Here is a 17,790-nt window from a genome sequence, read left to right as displayed (position 1 = left end):
AGCGGGTGTTACACAGGTCAGTAACCGGTGCGCAGGGCGGCGACTGCCTCTACGAGACCCGCAGCCTCCAAGGCGTCCAGTACATCGTCGACTGTTTCAGGCGGGTTGTTTCGTGAATCCGCGATCTGTTGAACGCATGCCCATACGATCCGGCTGTCGAGGCCGATCTGATCGAGAACGAAGTCGTCTGGGGACTTCGCTTCTATGCCCCAGGGATCCATGTCCTCCGCAGGGAAGTCCTTGAGGTTGGATGTGACGATGACCTGGGCGTTCGCCCGAATGGCAGCAGCAAGCACATGCCGATCACCAGGGTCGGGAAGCTTCAGTCCTTCGATCAGCGGTTCGTAATTTTCCACCAGACAGTCCCGCACGGCCAAGTTCATAAGTCGGCGCAGGTTGTCGAGCTTCTGCGATGGGATGTCCGGGCGGTTGGCGTCGTAGACCACCACGAATGCCATGGTCAGAGGCCCAGTTCCTGGCCGAGTGCGGAAAGTTCGTCGGCGGCGGTTCGGCGCCTGGCGTCATCGTGGCGCTTGTACTCCTGGAGTGCTTCGTAGGTGACTCGGCGGTGTTTTCCAACCAGCCGGAAGGGTATTTCCCCCGACTCCAAAAGCTTGATCAGGTAAGGGCGTGAAACATTGAGTATGTCCGCGGCCTGCTGGGTGGTCAGTTCGGCATGAGAGGGCATGACCGTGATGCCTCGGCCCGCTGCCGCCTGAGCAAGGATGAAGGCGAGCAGGCTCACGGCCTCGCGAGGCAGGAACAGGGCGTCCTCAACCCCATGCTCCCCGGCGACGGCGATGACATCCTGATCGGGGTGCCGCATGAGGTAGTCCTTGATGCGGCGAACTGCGCGGCCGGCAACCTCGGCGTCGATGGTTCCAGGTTCCACGCGTTTGGCCTGAATGTCGGCCATGGCCCACCCCCTTTCTTCGCAGTATCTGCAACAAACGAAGTAGGCGCAACCGTTGGCATAGGATGATCTTGAGTGAGTCCTGCCTTCATCGGCTGTGGCCGGCCGTGCCCGCGCGGCCCCGGAGACCGCCTGCAACCGCTGGCCTTCCACCTTCGGGGCGGTTCGGGTCGCGGATGAAACGGGCGTGCGCTCGAAGGCCGGGCCGCCTATTCTCGGGCGGGTGTCCATTGCCGTGCGCGCCGCCGAGGAGCGGGACCTGCCGCTGTTGCCCGGTATCGAGCGGAGCGCCGACGGGATGTTCGGGTCGGTCGGGATCGTCTTCCCGCCCGGTCCGACGGTCGTCGAGGAGCTGATCGGCGGGGCGGCCGAGATCTTCGTGGTGGGTGACCCGCCGGTGGGTTTCGCGGCGGTCTCCGAACTCGACGGTGGTGCGTACCTGGAGCAGATCGCGCTGCGCGCCGGGCACACCGGCCGGGGCCTGGGCGGGGTGCTGCTGGGGCGGGTGCTCGATGTCGCGGCCGGGCCCGTCACCCTGCTGACCTTCCGCGACGTCCGGTGGAACGGCCCCTGGTACGCCCGGCACGGCTTCGCCGGGTTCCCGGCGGTGGAGTGGGGGCCGGGCCTGCGCGCGCACTGGCAGGCCGAGATCGACGCCGGCCTGCACGCCCTCGGCCCCCGCCTGGCCATGCGCCACCCCGGCCGCTGAGCCGCCCGCCTCGATCGTTTACCGCCCCCGGCCGCGGATACGCGTGAGGTGTCGATCGAGCTCAGCGACCCCGGGAGGGCAGATGAAGATCGGTTACAAGCTGGCGGCGGAGGCGTTCGGCCCGGCGGAGCTGATCCACCAGGCGGTACGGGCCGAGCAGGCCGGGTTCGACTTCGTGGAGATCAGCGACCACTACCACCCGTGGCTGGACAGCCAGGGGCACTCCCCGTTCGCCTGGTCGGTGCTCGGCGCGATCGCCGAGCGCACCGAACGCATCGGGCTGGCCACCGGCGTGACCTGCCCGACCGTGCGCTACCACCCAGCGATCATCGCCCAGGCGGCCGCCACGCTCGCGGTGATGTCCGACGGCCGGTTCACCCTGGGCATCGGGGCGGGGGAACGGCTCAACGAGCACGTCGTCGGCGGGTTCCCCGACTCCGTCACGACGCGGCACGAGATGCTCCGCGAGGCACTGGAGATCATCCGGCTGCTGTGGCAGGGCGGCTACCGCTCCTACGAGGGCAAGCACCTGCAGCTGCGGGACGCCCGGGTGTTCGACCTGCCCGAGCGGCCACCGGTGATCGCGGTGGCGGCTGGCGGCCGGAAGGCGGCGCGGACCGCCGCCGAACTCGGCGACGGCCTGTTCGCCACCGAGCCCAAGCCCGAGATCATCCAGGCGTACCGGGAGGCCGGCGGCTCGGGACCCCGCTACGCCGAGGCGCCGCTGGCCTGGGCGCCCGACGAGTCCGCTGCGGCCAAGGCCGCGCTGACCGGCGCGCGTTTCCTGGTGACGGGCTGGAAGGTGATGAGCGAGCTGCCCAACCCGGCGAACTTCGCGGCGGCCACCGCGTTCGTCCGCGAGGACGACATCAGGGAGCGGTTCGCCTGCGGCCCCGACCCCGCCCGCCATGTCGAAGTGGTGCAGCCGTATGTGGACGCGGGTTTCGACCACCTGGTCATGATGAACAGCGGCCCCGACCCGGACGGGTTCTTCGACTTCTACCAGAGCGAACTCGACCGGCGGCTGCGCGGGCTGACCCCGCGCAGCGCGAACATCTGAGCGCGGCCGGGCACGTGCGGCCGTAAGGGGGTGCCCGGCTAGGGTCGGGGACATGCGCATCGTGTCGTTGCTGCCCGCCGCGACCGACATCGTGGCGGAACTCGGCCTGGCCGGCGCCCTGGTGGGGCGCACGCACGAGTGCGACTGGCCGCCGGAGGCCGTCGCGGGCGTCCCGGTCGTGACCGCCGCCGGGTTCGACGCCGGTGACCTGAACAGCCGGGAGATCTCCACCGCCGTGCAGCACCGGGGTTCCTCGCTGTACGGCCTGGACGCGGAGCTGCTGGCCGGCCTCGCACCGGACGTGGTGCTGACCCAGGACCTGTGCGAGGTCTGCGCCGTCTCCTACCGGCGGGTGGCCGGCGCGCTGCGTGTCATGGACGGCGGTACGGGCACCGCGCCCCGGGTCGTCAGCCTGGAGCCGAGCACGCTGCCGGAGGTGCTGGACTGCGTGGTGCAGGTCGGGACGGTCCTGGGCGTCCCCGAGGTCGCCGCGGCGCGGGTGCGCGAGCTGGGGGAACGGCTCGCGCGCGTCCGCGAGGCCGTCGCGGGGGCGCCCCGGCCGCGGGTGGCGGCGATCGAATGGCTGGACCCGCTGTGGCCCGCCGGGCACTGGGTTCCCGAGCAGATCCGGGCGGCGGGCGGCGAGCCGCTGCTCGCCGAGCCCGGCGAGCACACCGGCCCGATGCCGGCGGAGCGGCTGAGCGCCGCCCGGCCCGCGGTGATCCTCCTGCTGCCCTGCGGGTTCTCGCCGGATCGGACCGAGCGCGAGGCGAAACCGGGCGACTGGGCGGGGCGGGCCGAGCAGGTCTGGGTGCTGGACGGCCCCGCGTACTTCAACCGTCCGGGCCCCCGGGTGGTGCGCGGGGTGGAGGTGCTCGCGCACGTCCTGCACGGGGTGATCGTCGGGGAGCCGGTCAGGGACACCGAGGCGCGCCGCCTGGTCTGAGGAACGCTCAGGTCTTCTTCGCCTCCCCGGCGGAGAAGGTGGGGACGGCGCCGTAGGAGGCCCGGCGGGCGGCCCGGCGCAGGGTCGCCAGCACCGCCGGACCGAGGACGAGGATCGCGACCGTGTTGGTGATGGCGCGGCCGGTGTCCCATCCGGCGGTGGAGGTCAGCAGTGTGAAGACGGCGAAGCGGTGCAGGTTCTCCAGCACCGGATCGCCGGGGACGTAGGAGATGTGCCCGTCGTGGTAGGGCACCTCGGCGCCGGTGATGAACGGCCAGAACCACAGGTTCATCAGGAAACCGAAGGCGTAGGCCACGAAGATGCCGTAGCCGACGAGCATGGCGATCTCCGCCCTGCCGGTGACCCTGCGGGGCAGCAGCCCGGCGCCCATCCCGATCCACGCCGAGCACATCATCTGGAACGGCAGCCAGGGGCCGACCCCGGCGGTCAGCAGCGCCGAGGCGAACAGCGACGTGCAGCCCAGCACGAAGCCGAACCCCGCGCCGAAGACCCGCCCGGAGAGCACGAGCATGAAGAACACCGTCTCGATCCCCGCGGTGCCCGCGCCCAGCGGCCGGAGCGCGGCGTTGACGGCCGACAGCACGCCGAGCATCGCCAGCGCCTTGGAGTCCATGCCGCCCTCGGACAGCTCGGCGAGCACCACGATGATCAGGATGGGCAGGATGCCGATGAAGATGAACGGCGCGTCCGGCCCGTGCTGCATGCTCTGCGGCTCGACGCGCACCAGCAGCGGCCAGACGAACATCATCAGCCCCGCCAGCGAGGCGAGAGCCAGGACCACGGCCGAGCGGGGACCGATCCGCACCGCCTGGTCGGCGCGGCCCCACCGCCTGGCCCGGGGGTGCGCGGGGGCGGTCATCGCACCGCCTCGGGCAGGGCGGCCCGGACGTCGTCGACGGTCAGCCAGTCCGCGCCGAGGATCTTGGTGACCTGGGGTGCGAAGGCCGGCGACCCGCCCAGGACCTCGGCGGTGGGGCCGTCGGAGACGATCTCCCCCTCGGCCATGACGACGACCCGGTCGGCGACGGCCGCGACGAACTCGACGTCATGGGTGGCGACCACGACCGCGCGCCCCTCCGCGGCGAGCGTGGCGATCACCCGGGCGAGGGCGGCCTTCGCCGGATAGTCCAGCCCCCGGGTGGGTTCGTCGAGCAGCACGACCCGCGGCGCGGCCGACAGTTGGACGGCGAGTACCAGCGCGAGGCGCTGCCCTTCGGAGAGGTCGCGCGGGTGCCGGTCCGGTTCGACGCCCGGCGCGATCCGGTCGAGCAGGTTCCGGCAGAACCCGGGCTCGGCGCCCGATTCCAGGTCGGCGGCGGTGCACTCGTCGGCGACGCTCTCCAGGTAGAGCAGGTCGCTCGCGGTCTGCGGCACCAGCCCGACGATCTTGCGGGCCTTGGCGGCGGGCAGTTCCCTGGGGTCCGTGCCTTCCGCCCGCACCGTGCCGCCCTGGCGCGGGCCGGTGCCCTGCAACGCCCACAGCAGGGAGGACTTGCCCGACCCGTTGCGGCCCATCATGGCCAGGACCTTGCCGCCGTGCAGGTCGAGGTCGACGCCGCGCACCGCGACCACCGGCCCGTAGCGGACGACGACGCCGGCGCTGGTGAGCAGCGGCGGCCCGTCGCCCGTCGGCGCGGGGCGGGCGGGGGCGGCTCGCAGGCCGGCGCGCAGCGGCTCCGCCCGGCGCCGGGCGTCGCGCACCGACATCGGCAGCGGTTCCCAGCCGGCGAGCCGGCCGAGCGCGACGATGGGCGGGACGATCGGGACGTCCCGCAGCACGTCCGGCGGCGCCCCGTCGACGACGGTCCCGTCACCGGGAACGTAGAGCATCCGGTCGGCGAACGGGATGACGCGTTCCATCCGGTGCTCGGCCAGGAGCACCGTGGTGCCGAGGTCCTGCACGAGCCGGGCCAGGGTGGCCAGGACGTCCTCGGCGGCGGTCGGGTCCAGCGCCGAGGTGGGCTCGTCCAGGACCAGCACCCGGGGATGCATGGTCAGCACCGAGCCGATCGCCACCCGCTGCTGCTGCCCGCCGGACAGGGTGCGCAGCGCCCGCCGGCGCAGGTCGGCGATGCCGAGCAGGTCGAGGGTCTCCTCGACGCGGCGGCGCATCACCTGCGGCGGCAGGCCGAGCTGCTCCATCCCGTAGGCGAGTTCCTCCTCGACGGTGTCGGTCACGAAGCCGGCGAGCGGGTCCTGGCCGACCATGCCGACGAGGTGGGCGAACTCGCGGGGCGGGCGGGAGCGGGTGGTGACGCCGCCGACCGAGACCGTGCCCTCCAGGTGGCCGCCGGTGAAGTGCGGGACCAGGCCGTTGAGGGTGCCGAGCAGGGTGGACTTGCCGGCTCCGGTCCGTCCGGTGAGCAGGACGAGCTCGCCCTCGCCGACGGACAGGGTGACGTCGGCCAGCACCGGTTCGGCGTGCCCGTGGTACCAGAAGGTGACGTGGTCCAATTCGATCATGCGGGGACTTTCTCGGCGGCGGGTTCCGGAACGCCGTCGGCGGCGGTGAACGGGGTTCCCGGCGGCGGGGACAGGAAGGCGGGCAGGACCCCGAGCAGCACCCCGCACAGCGGCGGCCAGGACAGCAACGGCCAGGACAGGTTGGTCAGCGAGGGGTTCAGGTTGGTCGGGTCGACGCTGGAGGTGGCGAACAGGGCGACCGCCACGGCGACGCCGCTCGCGGCGACGACCAGTTCGGCCAGGTGCCAGCGGTCCGGCCGGTACCGGGTGCGGTGGACCCGCCGGCCGGCGAACCGGAACCCCACCAGCGCGACCGCCAGGCCGGAGAACAGCACGGGCGCGGCCAGGAAGCGCGGTGTCGAGCCGTCCAGGGTGGCGTAGATGCCGACGCACACGCCGATCAGGCCGACGATCATGAGCAGCCCGGTGACGAACCGCGCCCGGGCCTGGACCGTGCCGGCACGGCCGTAACCGCGGGCGTCCATCGAGGCGGCGAGTTGCAGGGACCGGTCGAGGGCGTCCTCCAGCACCGGGATGATGATGGTGCGCACGGCGCGGACCCGGCCGCCCCCGCCGCCACCGCGCAGCTTGCGCGCCCGCCGGACCCGCAGCACGCTCTCGGCCAGCTGCGGGAACACCGACAGCGCGACGGTCACGGCCGTGCCGATCTCGTACAGCGCCGGGGGCATGGCCTTGAGCAGCCGCTTGGGGTTGGCCAGCGCGTTGCCCGCGCCCAGGCAGATCACCATGGTGGCCAGGCGCAGCCCGTCGTAGAACCCGCCCAGCAGGGATTCGGCCGACACCGCGCCGAACAGGCGGATGCCGGCGGCCCAGGCGGGCAGCGGGATCTCCGGCAGCCGCAGGATGATCGTGGCGCCCTCGGCGCCGCCGAAGACGAGCCGGAAGGCCACCCGCAGCAGCACGATCACCGCGCCCAGGTAGAGGTAGACCCGGAACGCCAGCGCCCAGGGCGCGTCCGAACGGCGGGCCACCACGACGTGGCAGACGACGGCCAGGATCGTCAGCAGCAGCCACGGGTTCGTGGTGCGGCTCGCGGCGACCGCCAGGCCCAGCGTCCACGTCCACCAGGCGAGCGGATGCAGGTCACGGGGCAGGAAATAGGTGGTGAGGGCACCACGGCGCATCATGCGTCCCGGGCCCGCCCGCGGCGTCGCGCGGTCAGCCAGGTCAGCAGCGCCAGCAGCACGGCGGCGCCACCGGCGGCCCACGGCGCGAGGTCGCTGGCGCCGGACTGCTCCTTGACCAGCTGGTTGACGTCGGGGGCGTTCTCGCCTCCGGTGAACGCGACGTTCCGGGCCGGGTCGTCGGCGGCCGGCCGGCCGGTCGCCAGGGCGCGCGGTCTGGGCGGCGGCAGCGCCCCTTCGCGCCCGCCCGATCCGGGCTCGGTGGTCTGGCCGCCCCCGCCTCCGCCGCCGCCGCTCCCGCCGGAGCCCGCCCCCGCGGTCTGGCCGCCCGACCCGGGCTGCCGGGCGTTCGGGTCGGTGGAGGTCGGCTTCGGCTCGTACCGCGCGACGCACGGCCGGCCCGCGGTGCCGGGCCGGACCGCGGCGATCCGCGGCTTGGGGTTGGTGTCGGCGGTCGCGTTCAGCGAGAACGACCAGCCCTCGAAGCCGCCGGGGATGAAGTCGCGGTTCTTCACGCCCCACTGGCTGTAGGTCCACGCGCAGTTGTTGCCCGCGTGCCAGTACGACCAGTACCCGGCGGCCGGTGGCGTGTCGATGCAGGACTCCTGGTAGTCCTTGTTCCCCTTGATCGGGATCTTCTCGACCGCGGACGGCCGGTTCTCGATGCGGCAGATGAACGCCTCGCCCCACCGCTGGACGCCGGCGATCTGGAAACCGGCGCCCTTGAGCGCGTCCAGGCCCGTGCCGCGGGTGCCCCGCGGGTTGCAGCGCACGATCGTGGTGCCGCCGAGTTGCTGGAAGTCGACCACGACCGTGACGCCCTTGGCGGACTTGCAGAACCCGGGATGCCCCTTGCTCGGGTCGATCGCGTACGCGCCGGGCGCCATCGCCCCGGCGGGAAGCGCCAGGAGGGCGGCCACCGCCAGCACGACGAGCGGCCGGGCCAGGCGGCGCGCCACCCGGGTCCGCCGCGGTGGCCGGATCATTGGACGGTCAGTGTCGCGGTCGAGTACACGGTCCCTCCGGTGCCGGTGGCGCGGACCGTGTAGGTGTAGGTGCCCCGCGCCGTCGGCGTGATCGTCCGCGTGCCGCCGGGGACGGCCAGCGCGCCGGACCAGGAGCCGCCGCCCGTGGCCGGGGAGACCGCGTGGGCGGTGACGCTCGTCGAGTTCGTCGAGGTCCACGTCAGGCTGGTGCTCTGGCCGAGGTTGATCCTGCGGTCGAGGTCGTTGACCGACAGGCCCACCGTGGGGCTGCTCGGGTTGACCGCCGGGTTCCGCGGGGTCACGCCGGGCGGCGGGTTCGTGGTGGCGGTCTTGTTCAGGGAGAACGACCAGCCCTCGAAACCGCCGGGGATCACGTTCCGGTTGAGCGCGCCGTAGCTGCTGTAGGTCCACGTGGTGCCCGCGCCGCTGGCGTGCCAGTACGACCAGTAGGCCTCGGCGGGCGGGGTGACCACGCACGCCTCGTGGTAGTTGGGGTTGCTCTGCCGCGGGATGGCCTCGGTGGACGACGGCCGGTTCTCCAGCCGGCAGATGAAGCCCAGCCCCCACTGGGCGGTTCCCGTCACGGCGATGCCGGCGTCCTGCAGGGCCTTGACCCCGGTCCGCTGGGTGCCCGGGTTCGCGTTCGGCGAGCACCGGGTGATGGTCGGTGCGGCGACGCCGCCGTTGCCGTCGAGTTCCTGGAAGTCGATGACGACGGTGACCCCGGTCAGGGCGTCGGCGCCGGTGCAGATCCCGGAGTATCCCTTCGTCGGGTCAAGGGCCGCGGCGGGAGCCGGGACGGCCACCGCCATCGCGGCCGGCACGGCGAGGGCGGAGAGCAGGGTCAGGATCCTTCTCATGCCGAAACTCCTTTGGAGGTCGCCTTGCGGGAGGGTTTGCGGGAGGGCTTGCGGAAGAGGAGGTGCCGCAGCCCGAAACCGAGCGCGACGGCCAGGACGAGCCCGCCGATGACCGGCCCCGCCGGGAACTCCCCGCCGGCGCGGGCCAGGGCCGTCGTCGTCGGCGGCGGCGTGCCGCCGGCGACGGGCAGCCGCACGGCCGGGGTCACCGGGGAGCCGGGGGCGCTCGTCCACGCCCGGCCGGCGACGCCCGGCGCGGCGGCGATGCTGGTCGGCACGTCGCTCCCGGTGCCCGGCGGTTTCGCCAGCCCGCCGTCGGCCAGCAGCAGCGCGCCCAGCGCCTGGGTGGTGCCGCTCGCGTCCAGGCCCGCGGCCTGCCGCCCGCTCGCGACGGCGGCGCTGAGCACCGCGTCCACGCGACCTCCGGCGCCCAGGACCACCCCGGCGGCGGTGGACTTGGCGGTGAGGGCCGTGACCGCGGCCGTGAGCGCGGCGGCCCGGGCGGGTGACCAGCCGGTCGGGACGGCGCCGGACGGGGTGGGGGCCGCGACCGGCGGGGTGGCGGAGGCCGCCCGCGCCGTGCCGTTCAGCGCCATGACCGCCGCGGCGGTCGCGGTGAGGTCACCGGTCGCGCAGCTCCTGGCGGCCAGGTCCGCGGGGAAGGTGCCGTCCGCGCACCGGCTCCTGATCAGCACGTCGAGGGATGTCGCGGCGGTCGCCGATCCGGCGGTGGTCGCCAGGATCGCCCACGCCTGGCGCCGGACGGAGGTGTCCGCGTCGGCGTAGGCACCGATGTCGGCGAACCGGCCGTCGGCGGTCCGCAGCGCCACCAGGGCGTCGTGCAGCCGGGTGATCGTCGCCGCGACGCCCTCCGGCGCTCCGCCGCTCCCCTGGGCGAACCGGGCGATGATCTGCAGCTTCGCCAGCGGCTCGGCGTAGGCCGCCGTGCCCTTCTCGTAGGGGGCGCCGTGCGCGTACGCCTTGACCGAGTCCGGATGCAGCAGGAAGCGCGTGGCGCGGGCGACGGCCTGCGGCTGCTCGTCCAGCGCGCGCAGGGCGAGCACCAGGTCGGCAGTGGCGTCGTAGTCGACGAACGTCTTGCCGTTCTCGGTCACCTCGATGTGGTCGCCGCCGACGAGCTTGCCCACCAGGTACCTGCCGAGCCGGGCGGCGGGTGCCGCCGGGCCCGGCTGGTTCGCGCTGGAGGGCGGGGACACGCCGTTGCCACCGGACGGCGACGCCGGCGGCGGGCCGGGGTCACCGGCCCGCTGGATGGGCGGCTTCTTGACGGGGTCCTTGCCGCCGGGCGGGTCCTCGCCGGGCGGGTCTTCACCCGGCGGGTCTTCGCCGGGCGGGTCCTCGCCCGCCGGGACGTCGCCCTGGGTGAGGGCATGGAAACCGACCTGGGACAGCCCCAGCGAGGCCTGGGCGCCGGCGCGGATCCAGGTGTCGAGCCCGGCCAGCCCGCCGGTGCGGGCGTCCCGGTACTGGTCGGGGTTGTAGGCGATCGCCCCGATGTGGTCGGCGAGCATGTTGCCCGAGTCCGCGGCGGTGGTCGCCTGGGCCGACTTGAGGTAGTCGACGCCCGCCGCCACCGCGGCGTCCGCCCCGCCGGCCTCCGCGAGCGCCTGCACGATGAGCCCGGTGCTGTTGGTGTTGGGCGCCTCGGTGTTGACGCCGCCGCCCCAGCCGCCGCCCTCGGTCTGGTTCGCCTTCAGCCAGGCGACCGTCTTGCCGATCGGGCCGTCGAGCCCCTGGGCGCCCGCCTTCCGGGCGGCGAGCATCGCCGACAGCGCGAACCCGGTGGTGTCGCCGTCGGGGGCCGACTGGTCGAACGCCTTGCCCTCGTCGCAGGTGGAGACCTTGTACCCGCTGGGGGTGACGTGGTCGCCCGTCTCCTCGGTGGGGATGTAACCGAAGAAGATCCGGAAGTAGCCTTCCGAGCACTGCTGGGTCAGCATCGTGTCGATGGCCAGCGGGTCGTTCTCGCCCACCCCGGCCAGGCCGATGACCGCCAGCGCCTGGCCGAACATGTTGGCGTTGTTGCTGACGTAGTCGGCGTAGTCCGGGTTCTTGGAGTAGTCGCTGACCCGCCCCTTGTCCGGGCCGGACCGCATGATCGCGCCCTTGGTCTCGGCGACCATGTCGTAGCCGCCGAAGTCGCGCGGGTCGCGCCGCGCGACCTGGGCGGCGACCAGGACCTTCGCGGCGGCGCCGCCGGTGATGATGGCGTCGAACCCCTGGTCGGGTACGAGGCCGTCCCAGGTGAAGTAGTCGGAGGCGTGCTCGCCCTCGTCCAGGTAGCGGACGATCGGCGCGGCGAGCTCGGCGTCGCCGGAGGCGTGCATGGCGAACAGGGCGTCGATCATCAGCCCGTGGTCGGGCAGCGTTCCGCCGAGCGGGTTCTGCAGGGTCCCGTCGTCGCCGAGCTGGTCGGCGAGCCAGCGCGAGTTGGCCTTCGCGGCGGCCCGGTCGGCGGCCACGGCGGTGCCCGTCAGGTAGGGCGCGGACAGCCCGGCGACGGCGGCGGACAGCAGGACGGCGATCGACCGGCGATGCCTGCGGAGGGTGCGGCCCAATCTCTCTTCCTTTGCGATACGAAGGAGAGATCGACACCCGGCGTCGAACGCGTCCACCCCTGCTTCTCGCGACAGTGGTTTGACAACACCGCCCGTGTGGTGGACCCGACTCGTCACCCTGCGGTGACCTACGGTTGCGCGACAGTGCCGGACTTTGACCGGCTTCCCCGCCACGGGCGGAAACCTATGCAGTTGTTACACAAACGGGCTGATCGTAGCAGCATCAATGTGAAACCAGGAGCCACCACCTGAAAAGCCTCATACTTGTGACCCTCCGGGAAGGTCGCGGTGGCGCCGGCGGCCATGCCGGGCCGGCCTCGAGCGGTGCGGCGGGCGTCCGGGGCCGGTTCACACCGGAGCGATGACGACGAGATCACCGGGGTCGGCGAACCCCCGGGCCGGCCCGTCGTCGGACAGCACCTCGTAGCGCAGCGGCGGGCCGTACGGCCCCCAGACCGCCCCGGCGATCGCCCCGGTCCGCCCGCCGAGCGTCCGCACCCGGGTGCCCGGCGCGTGCCCGTCGTCGGCGACCACCAGCAGCGCGTCCAGGATCTGCCGCGCCCCCGCCAGCGCCGGCCCGGTGCCGTGCGCGGCGGTGAGGCTCCGGGCGGCCTCGCGCAGCCGCGGATCGGGATGGGCCCGCCCGCCGGCCAGCGCCGCCTCGATCCTGGGGCCGGGCGCGCCCGTGCCGTCGGTCAGGCCGGTGGGCAGGTCGTCGAGGAGCAGGCGGGCGGCCCGGTCGAGTTCGGCGCAGGCGATGTCGACCGCGGTCTCCTCGCCGAGCCCGGCCACCGGCGCCAGTTCGGCGGCGGACGGCAGCCGGCCCGGGACCTCGTGGGCGACCACGGTGTACAGCAGGGCGAGCGCGTCCCGCCGTCCCGCCCCCCGGTAGAAGGGGGTGCCGGCCAGCGGCGGGAAGCGGTCGGTCAGGTGGGCGGCGCGGCCGCGGGGCGGCTCGGCGGCCCGCCGGGCGTCCAGCAGCCGTTCCTCGACGGGCCGCCGGTCCAGGAACCCGTCCCGGCCGGGGCTCGCCGGGTGGACGGTGCGCCCCGCGTCCGCGAGGGTCTCGCCCGGGCCCAGGGCGAGCCGGCGGGCCGCGACGGAGTAGGGGACGCCGGCCCGGGCGGCGTACGCCCGGATGGCGCGCCGGCGGGCGCGGTCGGGTACGGATCGGTGCAGCCGCTGGTCGGCCATGGCGTCCTCCGGCAGGGGCCCACGCTCCCCGCCGATCGGACGGCGCGCGGCCGAACCTGACGGAGGGCGCTGAGTCGGAGCCTCTTGGCCGCATCGCGCGGCACCGGCGTGGGCGGCCCGCACAGGGCGCGGGCAGGCGCACTGCCCGGCCCCACGCTAACCCGGCCCGCCCGGCCCGGTCCAGCCACTCCCAGGGACCGGAGCGGAGGGTCACTCGCGGGCGAGGAGGTCCCGGTCGAGGACCGCGCGGACGAAGAGCTCCTTGTAGCCCGCCTCGTCGAACAGGACGGTCACCCGGTCGTCCGCACCGCCGACGATCACTCCGCCGCCCCATTCGCGGTGCCGGACGCGCGAGCCCATCGGGAAGGCGGTGTTGTCGGCGTGGTGCTCCGCCCGCCCGTGCAGGCAGATGTCGCAGTGCCCGCAGGGGCGGTCGCGGGCCTCGCCGAAGTAGCGCAGCAGGAAGCGGCCGCGGCAGTCGTCCAGCTCGCAGTAGCGGCGCATCATCTCGATCCGGGTGCGCTCCACCGACCGGCGCCGCTCGGCCAGGTCGAGGGCCTGCTCCACGGCGTCGGCCGGGGCGGGGGCGTCCGGGGCGGGTTCGATCCGCTGGTGCGACCGCACCGCGCCCGCCTCCTGCAGGAGGTCGAGCAGGGCGGTGAGCCGCTGCGGGGAGATCCCGGTACGGTCGGCCAGGTCCCGGCGGCCGATGGGGCCTTGGGCGACCGTGTCGCAGATCGCGGTCAGGGTGTCCGCGGCGGGTAGGCCGCCGGTGAAGAAGCGGGGCAGGGCGAGGTCCTCGGCCCGGTAGAAGCAGATCGTCTCGGCGGGGTCCCCGTCCCGGCCGGCCCGTCCGATCTCCTGGTAGTACGAGTCGAGGGAGTCGGGCACCCGGGCGTGCAGGACGAACCGGACGTCGGGCTTGTCGATGCCCATCCCGAACGCGGTGGTGGCCACCATGATCCGCGTCTTGCCGGTCATGAACTCCTGCTGCACCCGGTCGCGCTCGCCGCGCCGCAGCCCGGCGTGGTAGAGGCCGGCCGACTCCAGCTGCTCGGCGTACCAGGCGGTGTCCTTGCGGGTGGCCGCGTACACGATGCCGGGCCCGTCCAGCTCGCGCGCCGCCGCCAGGACGGCCGCGCGCTGGTCGGCGGCCCGGTGGAAGGCCCGGACCGACAGCCGTAGCTCGGGCCGGTCGAACCCGCGGACGATCTCGACCGGATCGCGCAGCCGGAGCCGTTCGACGATCTCGGCGCGCACCGGCGGGGCGGCCGTCGCGGTGAGCGCGACCACCACCGGACGCCGCGGCAGCGCGTCGATCACCGCGCCGAGCCGCAGGTAGTCCGGGCGGAAGGAGTGTCCCCACGCCGAGATGCAGTGCGCCTCGTCCACGGCCACCAGCTTCGGCGGGGCGGCCCGCAGCACGTCCCGCACGTCCGGCCGGACGAGCTGCTCGGGCGCCATGAAGACGAACGCCACGGCGTCGCCGCCTAGCGCGGCCAGCGCCCGCGCCCGGTCCTCGGCCCCGGTCGCGGCGTTCAGGGTGTGCGCCGGGACGCCCGCCGCGCGCAGCCCCTGCGCCTGGTCGCGCTGCAGGGAGACCAGCGGCGAGACCACCACGGCGGGCCCGCCGAGGACGGCCGCGGCGACCTGGTAGACGGCGGACTTCCCGCCGCCCGTCGGCATCACCACCAGCGCGTCGCGCCGCTTCACCAGCGACCGCAGCGCCTCCCGCTGCCCCGGCCGCAGCTTGCGCAGCCCCAGCATCCGCCCGGCCGCCGCCGAGATCCGCCGATCACGCACCCACATCGCTTCTCCCGCCGTGCCCGTGCCCGCTTCCGGCCGGCGAACGACCGTTCCCGGAGCTGGATAGAGCCGACGATCTACCCATTGGTCGCGATTTACACCGTGACCCCGGTCCCCGGGTCCGGCGGCCCGCGCGGGCCGGCCGCGTCCGGTCATTCCCGCGGCCGCGGGTGGCCTGGCGGCACCGGCAGCACCTGTTCACGGGGTGTCATTCCCGCGGGCGCGGGGCGGTCTGCGCCAGGTGGGTCAGCCCGCCGACGGCGAGGGCGACATAGGCGTCCTCCAGCGTGCGGGCCCGCTCGGGGGTCGGGTCGTGGCACCAGTGGGTCAGGACGGTCTCCAGGGCGCTGAGCGCGAGGGTGACGGCCGCGCCGGCCCGCACCGGATCCAGGTCGTACTCGGCGACGGCACGTGCGGTGAAGTAGCGCACGGTGGCACGGTTGCGGCCGCGCTGGTCGCGCCGGGCCGCGGACACCGCGCCCCCGCCGGCGCGCAGGGTGGCCCGGACGGCGCCGCGCTCGGCCTGGGCGCGGAGCAGGCCGTGCACCAGGATGCGGAACATCTCCTCGACGGTGGACGCCCGCCCGACCCCTTCGGCCAGCCGGGCGTGCAGCAGGGCGGCCTCCCGCCGGTAGACCGCCGACAGCAGGTCGTCCCGGTTGGCGAAATGCTTGTAGACCAGTGGCCGGCTCACCCCGGCCCGCTCGGCCACCGCCTCGATGGAGACGGCGTCGGCCGGCCCGGCCGCCACCAGCTCCGCGGCGGCCTGGAGTAGCACCTCCTGGCGATCGGAGCGGGCCAGCCGCCGCGGCCCGCTCGTCGCCCTGCCCATCGGACCGCCCATCAACGCTGTGCCCCTTCCCATTGCCGCAGCGATCCCATCGTGACACTTTGTCGCCTGGGTTGGTGACAACTTGTCACTTATGCCGGTGTGCGGCCGGCCCCGTTCCTCGCCCCGCCCGGTCAGGCATCGACCGCCCGGCGGCCCCGGTCGCCGGGCGGGCCTGTCCGCCCGCATCCCGCCCCCGAGGAGGAGACACAGCATGTTCCGAACGTTCCGACGGCGAAATCGCCACGGGTCCGCCCGGCCACGCGTCCGGACGGCCGCCTGGAGCGCGCTCGCACCGGTCGCGCTCGCCGTGGCGCTGGCCGCGACCTTCGCGCCGGCCGCCACGGTCGCCGCGGCGGCGGCCCCGGTGCCCACCGTCACCGAGATCCCGGCCGCCGCCGGCAAGGGCCGCCCGGTCGGATCGACGGTGGTCGACATCGCCGCCCGCGGCTACCAGGAGCGCGAGTTCCTGATGAGCGGGCTCGCCGACACCTACCAGAAGGTCGGCACCTGGACCAGCAGCGGCGCCTGGGGCGCCCGCACCACCGGCACCCAGCAGGCCTACACCACCCGGCTGCTGGTCGAGCGGCCCGCCGATCCGGCCCGGTTCAACGGCACCGTCGTCGTGGAGTGGCTGAACGTCAGCTTCGGCGTCGACATCGGCATCGAATGGTCCCAGTCCCACGAGCAGTACACCCGCGCCGGGTACGCCTACGTCGGCGTCACCGCCCAGAAGGTCGGCGCCGACAAGCTGAAGAGCATGGACCCGGCCCGCTACAACCAGGTGTCCCTCGCCTCCGACGCGCTCTCGTACTCCATCTTCGCCCAGGCCGCCCAGGCGGTCCGCGCCCACTCGGCGACGCTGCTGGGCACCGGCGCGCCCGCCAAGGTCGTCGCCGGCGGCCACTCCCAGTCGGCCGGGCGCCTGGCCACCTTCGCCAACGCCATCCAGCCCGTCACCCCCGCCTACGACGGCATCATGATCCACGGCCGGGGCGCCGGCGCCGCCCCCATCGGCGAGGGGTTCATCGCCCTGCCACTCACCGCCCGGATCCGCACCGACACCACCATCCCGATCTTCCAGATCGAGTCCGAGACCGACATCGGCTCCTTCTCCGACGCCCGCCAGACCGACACCTCCCGCATCCGCACCTGGGAGGTCGCCGGAACCTCGCACGCCGACGCCTACGGGCTCGCCCAGTACGACGCCCAGAACGCCCGCGACGGCGCCATCAACGGCGGACGCCCCATCGTCTGCGACAAGCCCCCGAACAGGATGACCTGGCGCTACGCCTCCAACGCCGCCTACCACCACCTCGACCGGTGGACCCGCGGCCTGGGCGCCCCGCCCACGGGCCCCCAGATCAGCATGCTGTTCGGCAACGTCCGCCGGGACGGCGACGGCAACGCCCGCGGCGGGATCCGCCTGCCCGACCTGGACGCCCCCCTGGCCACCTACGAACCCACCAACTCCGGGGGAGAGGTCACCGGGGCCTGCCTGCTCCTGGGCGCCACCACACCGTTCAGCGCCGCCCGGATCGGCCAGCTCTACCCCACCCGGCAGGCGTACGTGACGGCCTTCACCCAGGCCGCCGACCGGGCCCTCGCCGCCGGGCACCTGTTGCCCGCGGACCGCGCCGAAGCCATCGCGCGCGTCCAGAACATGCCCTGGGGCGCCACCCGGTAGCCGGCGGCACGGAGTCAGGCCCGCCCCGGTGACCCCACCGGGGCGGGCCGTCCTGCGTCGAGTAGGCTTCGGAAAGCGCATTCTCAATCATGAAAACTGTATTTCATTCTTGGGAAGGGGAAGCCGTGACGGAGGACCGGGTCGAGGCCCAGCGGGAGATCAAGGCGGCGCCGGAGAAGGTATTCGGCGTGCTGTGCGACCCGAAGGGGCATGTGGCGATCGACAGCTCCGGGATGCTGCAGTCGGCGGAAGGGGAGCCCGTCAAGGACACCGGCGACGCGTTCGTCGTCCACATGGACCGGGAGGCGCTCGGCGACATGCCCCTCGGGAAATACGACGTCACCGTGACGATCACCGAGTTCGAGCGCGACGCGCACATCGAATGGACCGTCGCCGAAGGAGGGCTCGACCACCGCTACGGCTACCGGCTCGAACCCACCGAAACGGGAACCCGCGTCACCTCGTACTGCGACTGGAGCCGGACCGGCGAGCAGTACCGCAGCGTCCTGACCTTCCCGGTCGTCCCGCAGATCTCGCTGCGCGCGACCCTCGGCATCCTCGCCCGCACCGTGGAGTGACCCCCGGCCGCCGG

General features: G+C 73.8%; 16 protein-coding genes. 5 read left to right on the top strand and 11 right to left on the bottom strand.

What is annotated here, in order from left to right:
* Window positions 1-17 precede the first annotated feature (17 nt).
* Window positions 18-449 carry a PIN domain-containing protein gene (locus DPM19_RS06145; RefSeq protein WP_233509874.1) on the bottom strand — a complete coding sequence of 144 codons (432 nt, stop codon included), beginning with the start codon at window positions 447-449 and terminating at the stop codon, window positions 18-20.
* An 11-nt stretch (window positions 450-460) separates the two neighbouring features.
* Window positions 461-916 carry an excisionase family DNA-binding protein gene (locus DPM19_RS06140; protein WP_111863785.1) on the bottom strand — a complete coding sequence of 152 codons (456 nt, stop codon included), beginning with the start codon at window positions 914-916 and terminating at the stop codon, window positions 461-463.
* A 220-nt stretch (window positions 917-1,136) separates the two neighbouring features.
* Between DPM19_RS06140 and DPM19_RS06135 the strand changes: the two genes are divergently transcribed.
* From DPM19_RS06135 to DPM19_RS06125, 3 genes are all read left to right on the top strand, one after another.
* Window positions 1,137-1,622, top strand: coding sequence for a GNAT family N-acetyltransferase (locus DPM19_RS06135; RefSeq protein ID WP_111863784.1), 486 nt, complete (start codon window positions 1,137-1,139; stop codon window positions 1,620-1,622).
* An 82-nt stretch (window positions 1,623-1,704) separates the two neighbouring features.
* Window positions 1,705-2,682, top strand: coding sequence for a TIGR03557 family F420-dependent LLM class oxidoreductase (locus DPM19_RS06130; protein ID WP_111863783.1), 978 nt, complete (start codon window positions 1,705-1,707; stop codon window positions 2,680-2,682).
* Between the two features lie 52 nt (window positions 2,683-2,734).
* Complete coding sequence (locus DPM19_RS06125) at window positions 2,735-3,628, top strand: ABC transporter substrate-binding protein (protein WP_111863782.1); 894 nt, start codon at window positions 2,735-2,737, stop codon at window positions 3,626-3,628.
* Window positions 3,629-3,635: 7 nt separating this feature from the next.
* Here DPM19_RS06125 and DPM19_RS06120 read toward each other — a convergent pair whose 3' ends face one another.
* The 9 genes from DPM19_RS06120 to DPM19_RS06080 all read right to left on the bottom strand — a co-directional run bounded on the left by DPM19_RS06120 (window position 3,636) and on the right by DPM19_RS06080 (window position 15,514).
* A complete protein-coding gene (locus DPM19_RS06120; protein ID WP_111863781.1) occupies window positions 3,636-4,508 on the bottom strand; it encodes an ECF transporter S component family protein in 873 nt (290 codons plus the stop codon).
* Window positions 4,505-6,112 (bottom strand): ABC transporter ATP-binding protein, encoded by a 1,608-nt coding sequence (locus DPM19_RS06115; protein ID WP_111863780.1) that lies wholly within the window; start codon window positions 6,110-6,112, stop codon window positions 4,505-4,507. Before DPM19_RS06115 ends, DPM19_RS06120 begins: the two co-directional genes overlap by 4 nt.
* Window positions 6,109-7,260 (bottom strand): energy-coupling factor transporter transmembrane component T, encoded by a 1,152-nt coding sequence (locus DPM19_RS06110; protein WP_111863779.1) that lies wholly within the window; start codon window positions 7,258-7,260, stop codon window positions 6,109-6,111. Before DPM19_RS06110 ends, DPM19_RS06115 begins: the two co-directional genes overlap by 4 nt.
* Window positions 7,257-8,243 carry an ABC transporter substrate-binding protein gene (locus tag DPM19_RS06105; protein ID WP_233509873.1) on the bottom strand — a complete coding sequence of 329 codons (987 nt, stop codon included), beginning with the start codon at window positions 8,241-8,243 and terminating at the stop codon, window positions 7,257-7,259. The genes DPM19_RS06110 and DPM19_RS06105 overlap by 4 nt, the downstream gene beginning before the upstream one ends.
* Window positions 8,240-9,103, bottom strand: a complete 864-nt coding sequence (locus tag DPM19_RS06100) for a hypothetical protein (protein ID WP_199484886.1) — start codon at window positions 9,101-9,103, stop codon at window positions 8,240-8,242. The genes DPM19_RS06105 and DPM19_RS06100 overlap by 4 nt, the downstream gene beginning before the upstream one ends.
* Window positions 9,100-11,682 carry a serine/threonine-protein kinase gene (locus DPM19_RS35155; protein WP_158566713.1) on the bottom strand — a complete coding sequence of 861 codons (2,583 nt, stop codon included), beginning with the start codon at window positions 11,680-11,682 and terminating at the stop codon, window positions 9,100-9,102. Before DPM19_RS35155 ends, DPM19_RS06100 begins: the two co-directional genes overlap by 4 nt.
* Before the next feature lie 348 nt (window positions 11,683-12,030).
* Window positions 12,031-12,876 carry a hypothetical protein gene (locus DPM19_RS06090; RefSeq protein WP_111863778.1) on the bottom strand — a complete coding sequence of 282 codons (846 nt, stop codon included), beginning with the start codon at window positions 12,874-12,876 and terminating at the stop codon, window positions 12,031-12,033.
* 210 nt (window positions 12,877-13,086) lie between these two features.
* On the bottom strand, window positions 13,087-14,685 hold the full coding sequence (locus tag DPM19_RS06085; RefSeq protein WP_199484885.1) for a RecQ family ATP-dependent DNA helicase: 1,599 nt from the start codon (window positions 14,683-14,685) through the stop codon (window positions 13,087-13,089).
* 205 nt (window positions 14,686-14,890) lie between these two features.
* Window positions 14,891-15,514, bottom strand: coding sequence for a TetR/AcrR family transcriptional regulator (locus DPM19_RS06080; RefSeq protein WP_158566712.1), 624 nt, complete (start codon window positions 15,512-15,514; stop codon window positions 14,891-14,893).
* A gap of 211 nt (window positions 15,515-15,725) precedes the next feature.
* Here DPM19_RS06080 and DPM19_RS06075 point away from each other — a divergent pair, with 211 nt between their 5' ends.
* Window positions 15,726-17,198, top strand: coding sequence for an alpha/beta hydrolase domain-containing protein (locus tag DPM19_RS06075; protein ID WP_233509872.1), 1,473 nt, complete (start codon window positions 15,726-15,728; stop codon window positions 17,196-17,198).
* Between the two features lie 125 nt (window positions 17,199-17,323).
* Complete coding sequence (locus DPM19_RS06070) at window positions 17,324-17,776, top strand: SRPBCC family protein (protein WP_233509871.1); 453 nt, start codon at window positions 17,324-17,326, stop codon at window positions 17,774-17,776.
* Window positions 17,777-17,790 lie beyond the last annotated feature (14 nt).

The sequence above is a fragment of the Actinomadura craniellae genome (assembly GCF_003289645.1).
GTDB lineage: Bacteria > Actinomycetota > Actinomycetes > Streptosporangiales > Streptosporangiaceae > Actinomadura_D > Actinomadura_D craniellae.
This window is presented reverse-complemented; position numbering and strand designations above follow the sequence as displayed.

Excerpts from the sequence above, each read along its gene's own strand:
- DPM19_RS06140 (WP_111863785.1), bottom strand. The coding sequence starts at position 916 with ATGGCCGACATTCAGGCCAAACGCGTGGAACCTGGAACCATCGACGCC.
- DPM19_RS06130 (WP_111863783.1), top strand. The coding sequence starts at position 1,705 with ATGAAGATCGGTTACAAGCTGGCGGCGGAGGCGTTCGGCCCGGCGGAG.
- DPM19_RS06125 (WP_111863782.1), top strand. The coding sequence starts at position 2,735 with ATGCGCATCGTGTCGTTGCTGCCCGCCGCGACCGACATCGTGGCGGAA.
- DPM19_RS06120 (WP_111863781.1), bottom strand. The coding sequence starts at position 4,508 with ATGACCGCCCCCGCGCACCCCCGGGCCAGGCGGTGGGGCCGCGCCGAC.
- DPM19_RS06115 (WP_111863780.1), bottom strand. The coding sequence starts at position 6,112 with ATGATCGAATTGGACCACGTCACCTTCTGGTACCACGGGCACGCCGAA.
- DPM19_RS06110 (WP_111863779.1), bottom strand. The coding sequence starts at position 7,260 with ATGATGCGCCGTGGTGCCCTCACCACCTATTTCCTGCCCCGTGACCTG.
- DPM19_RS06105 (WP_233509873.1), bottom strand. The coding sequence starts at position 8,243 with ATGATCCGGCCACCGCGGCGGACCCGGGTGGCGCGCCGCCTGGCCCGG.
- DPM19_RS06100 (WP_199484886.1), bottom strand. The coding sequence starts at position 9,103 with ATGAGAAGGATCCTGACCCTGCTCTCCGCCCTCGCCGTGCCGGCCGCG.
- DPM19_RS06090 (WP_111863778.1), bottom strand. The coding sequence starts at position 12,876 with ATGGCCGACCAGCGGCTGCACCGATCCGTACCCGACCGCGCCCGCCGG.
- DPM19_RS06085 (WP_199484885.1), bottom strand. The coding sequence starts at position 14,685 with ATGTGGGTGCGTGATCGGCGGATCTCGGCGGCGGCCGGGCGGATGCTG.
- DPM19_RS06080 (WP_158566712.1), bottom strand. The coding sequence starts at position 15,514 with ATGGGCAGGGCGACGAGCGGGCCGCGGCGGCTGGCCCGCTCCGATCGC.
- DPM19_RS06075 (WP_233509872.1), top strand. The coding sequence starts at position 15,726 with ATGTTCCGAACGTTCCGACGGCGAAATCGCCACGGGTCCGCCCGGCCA.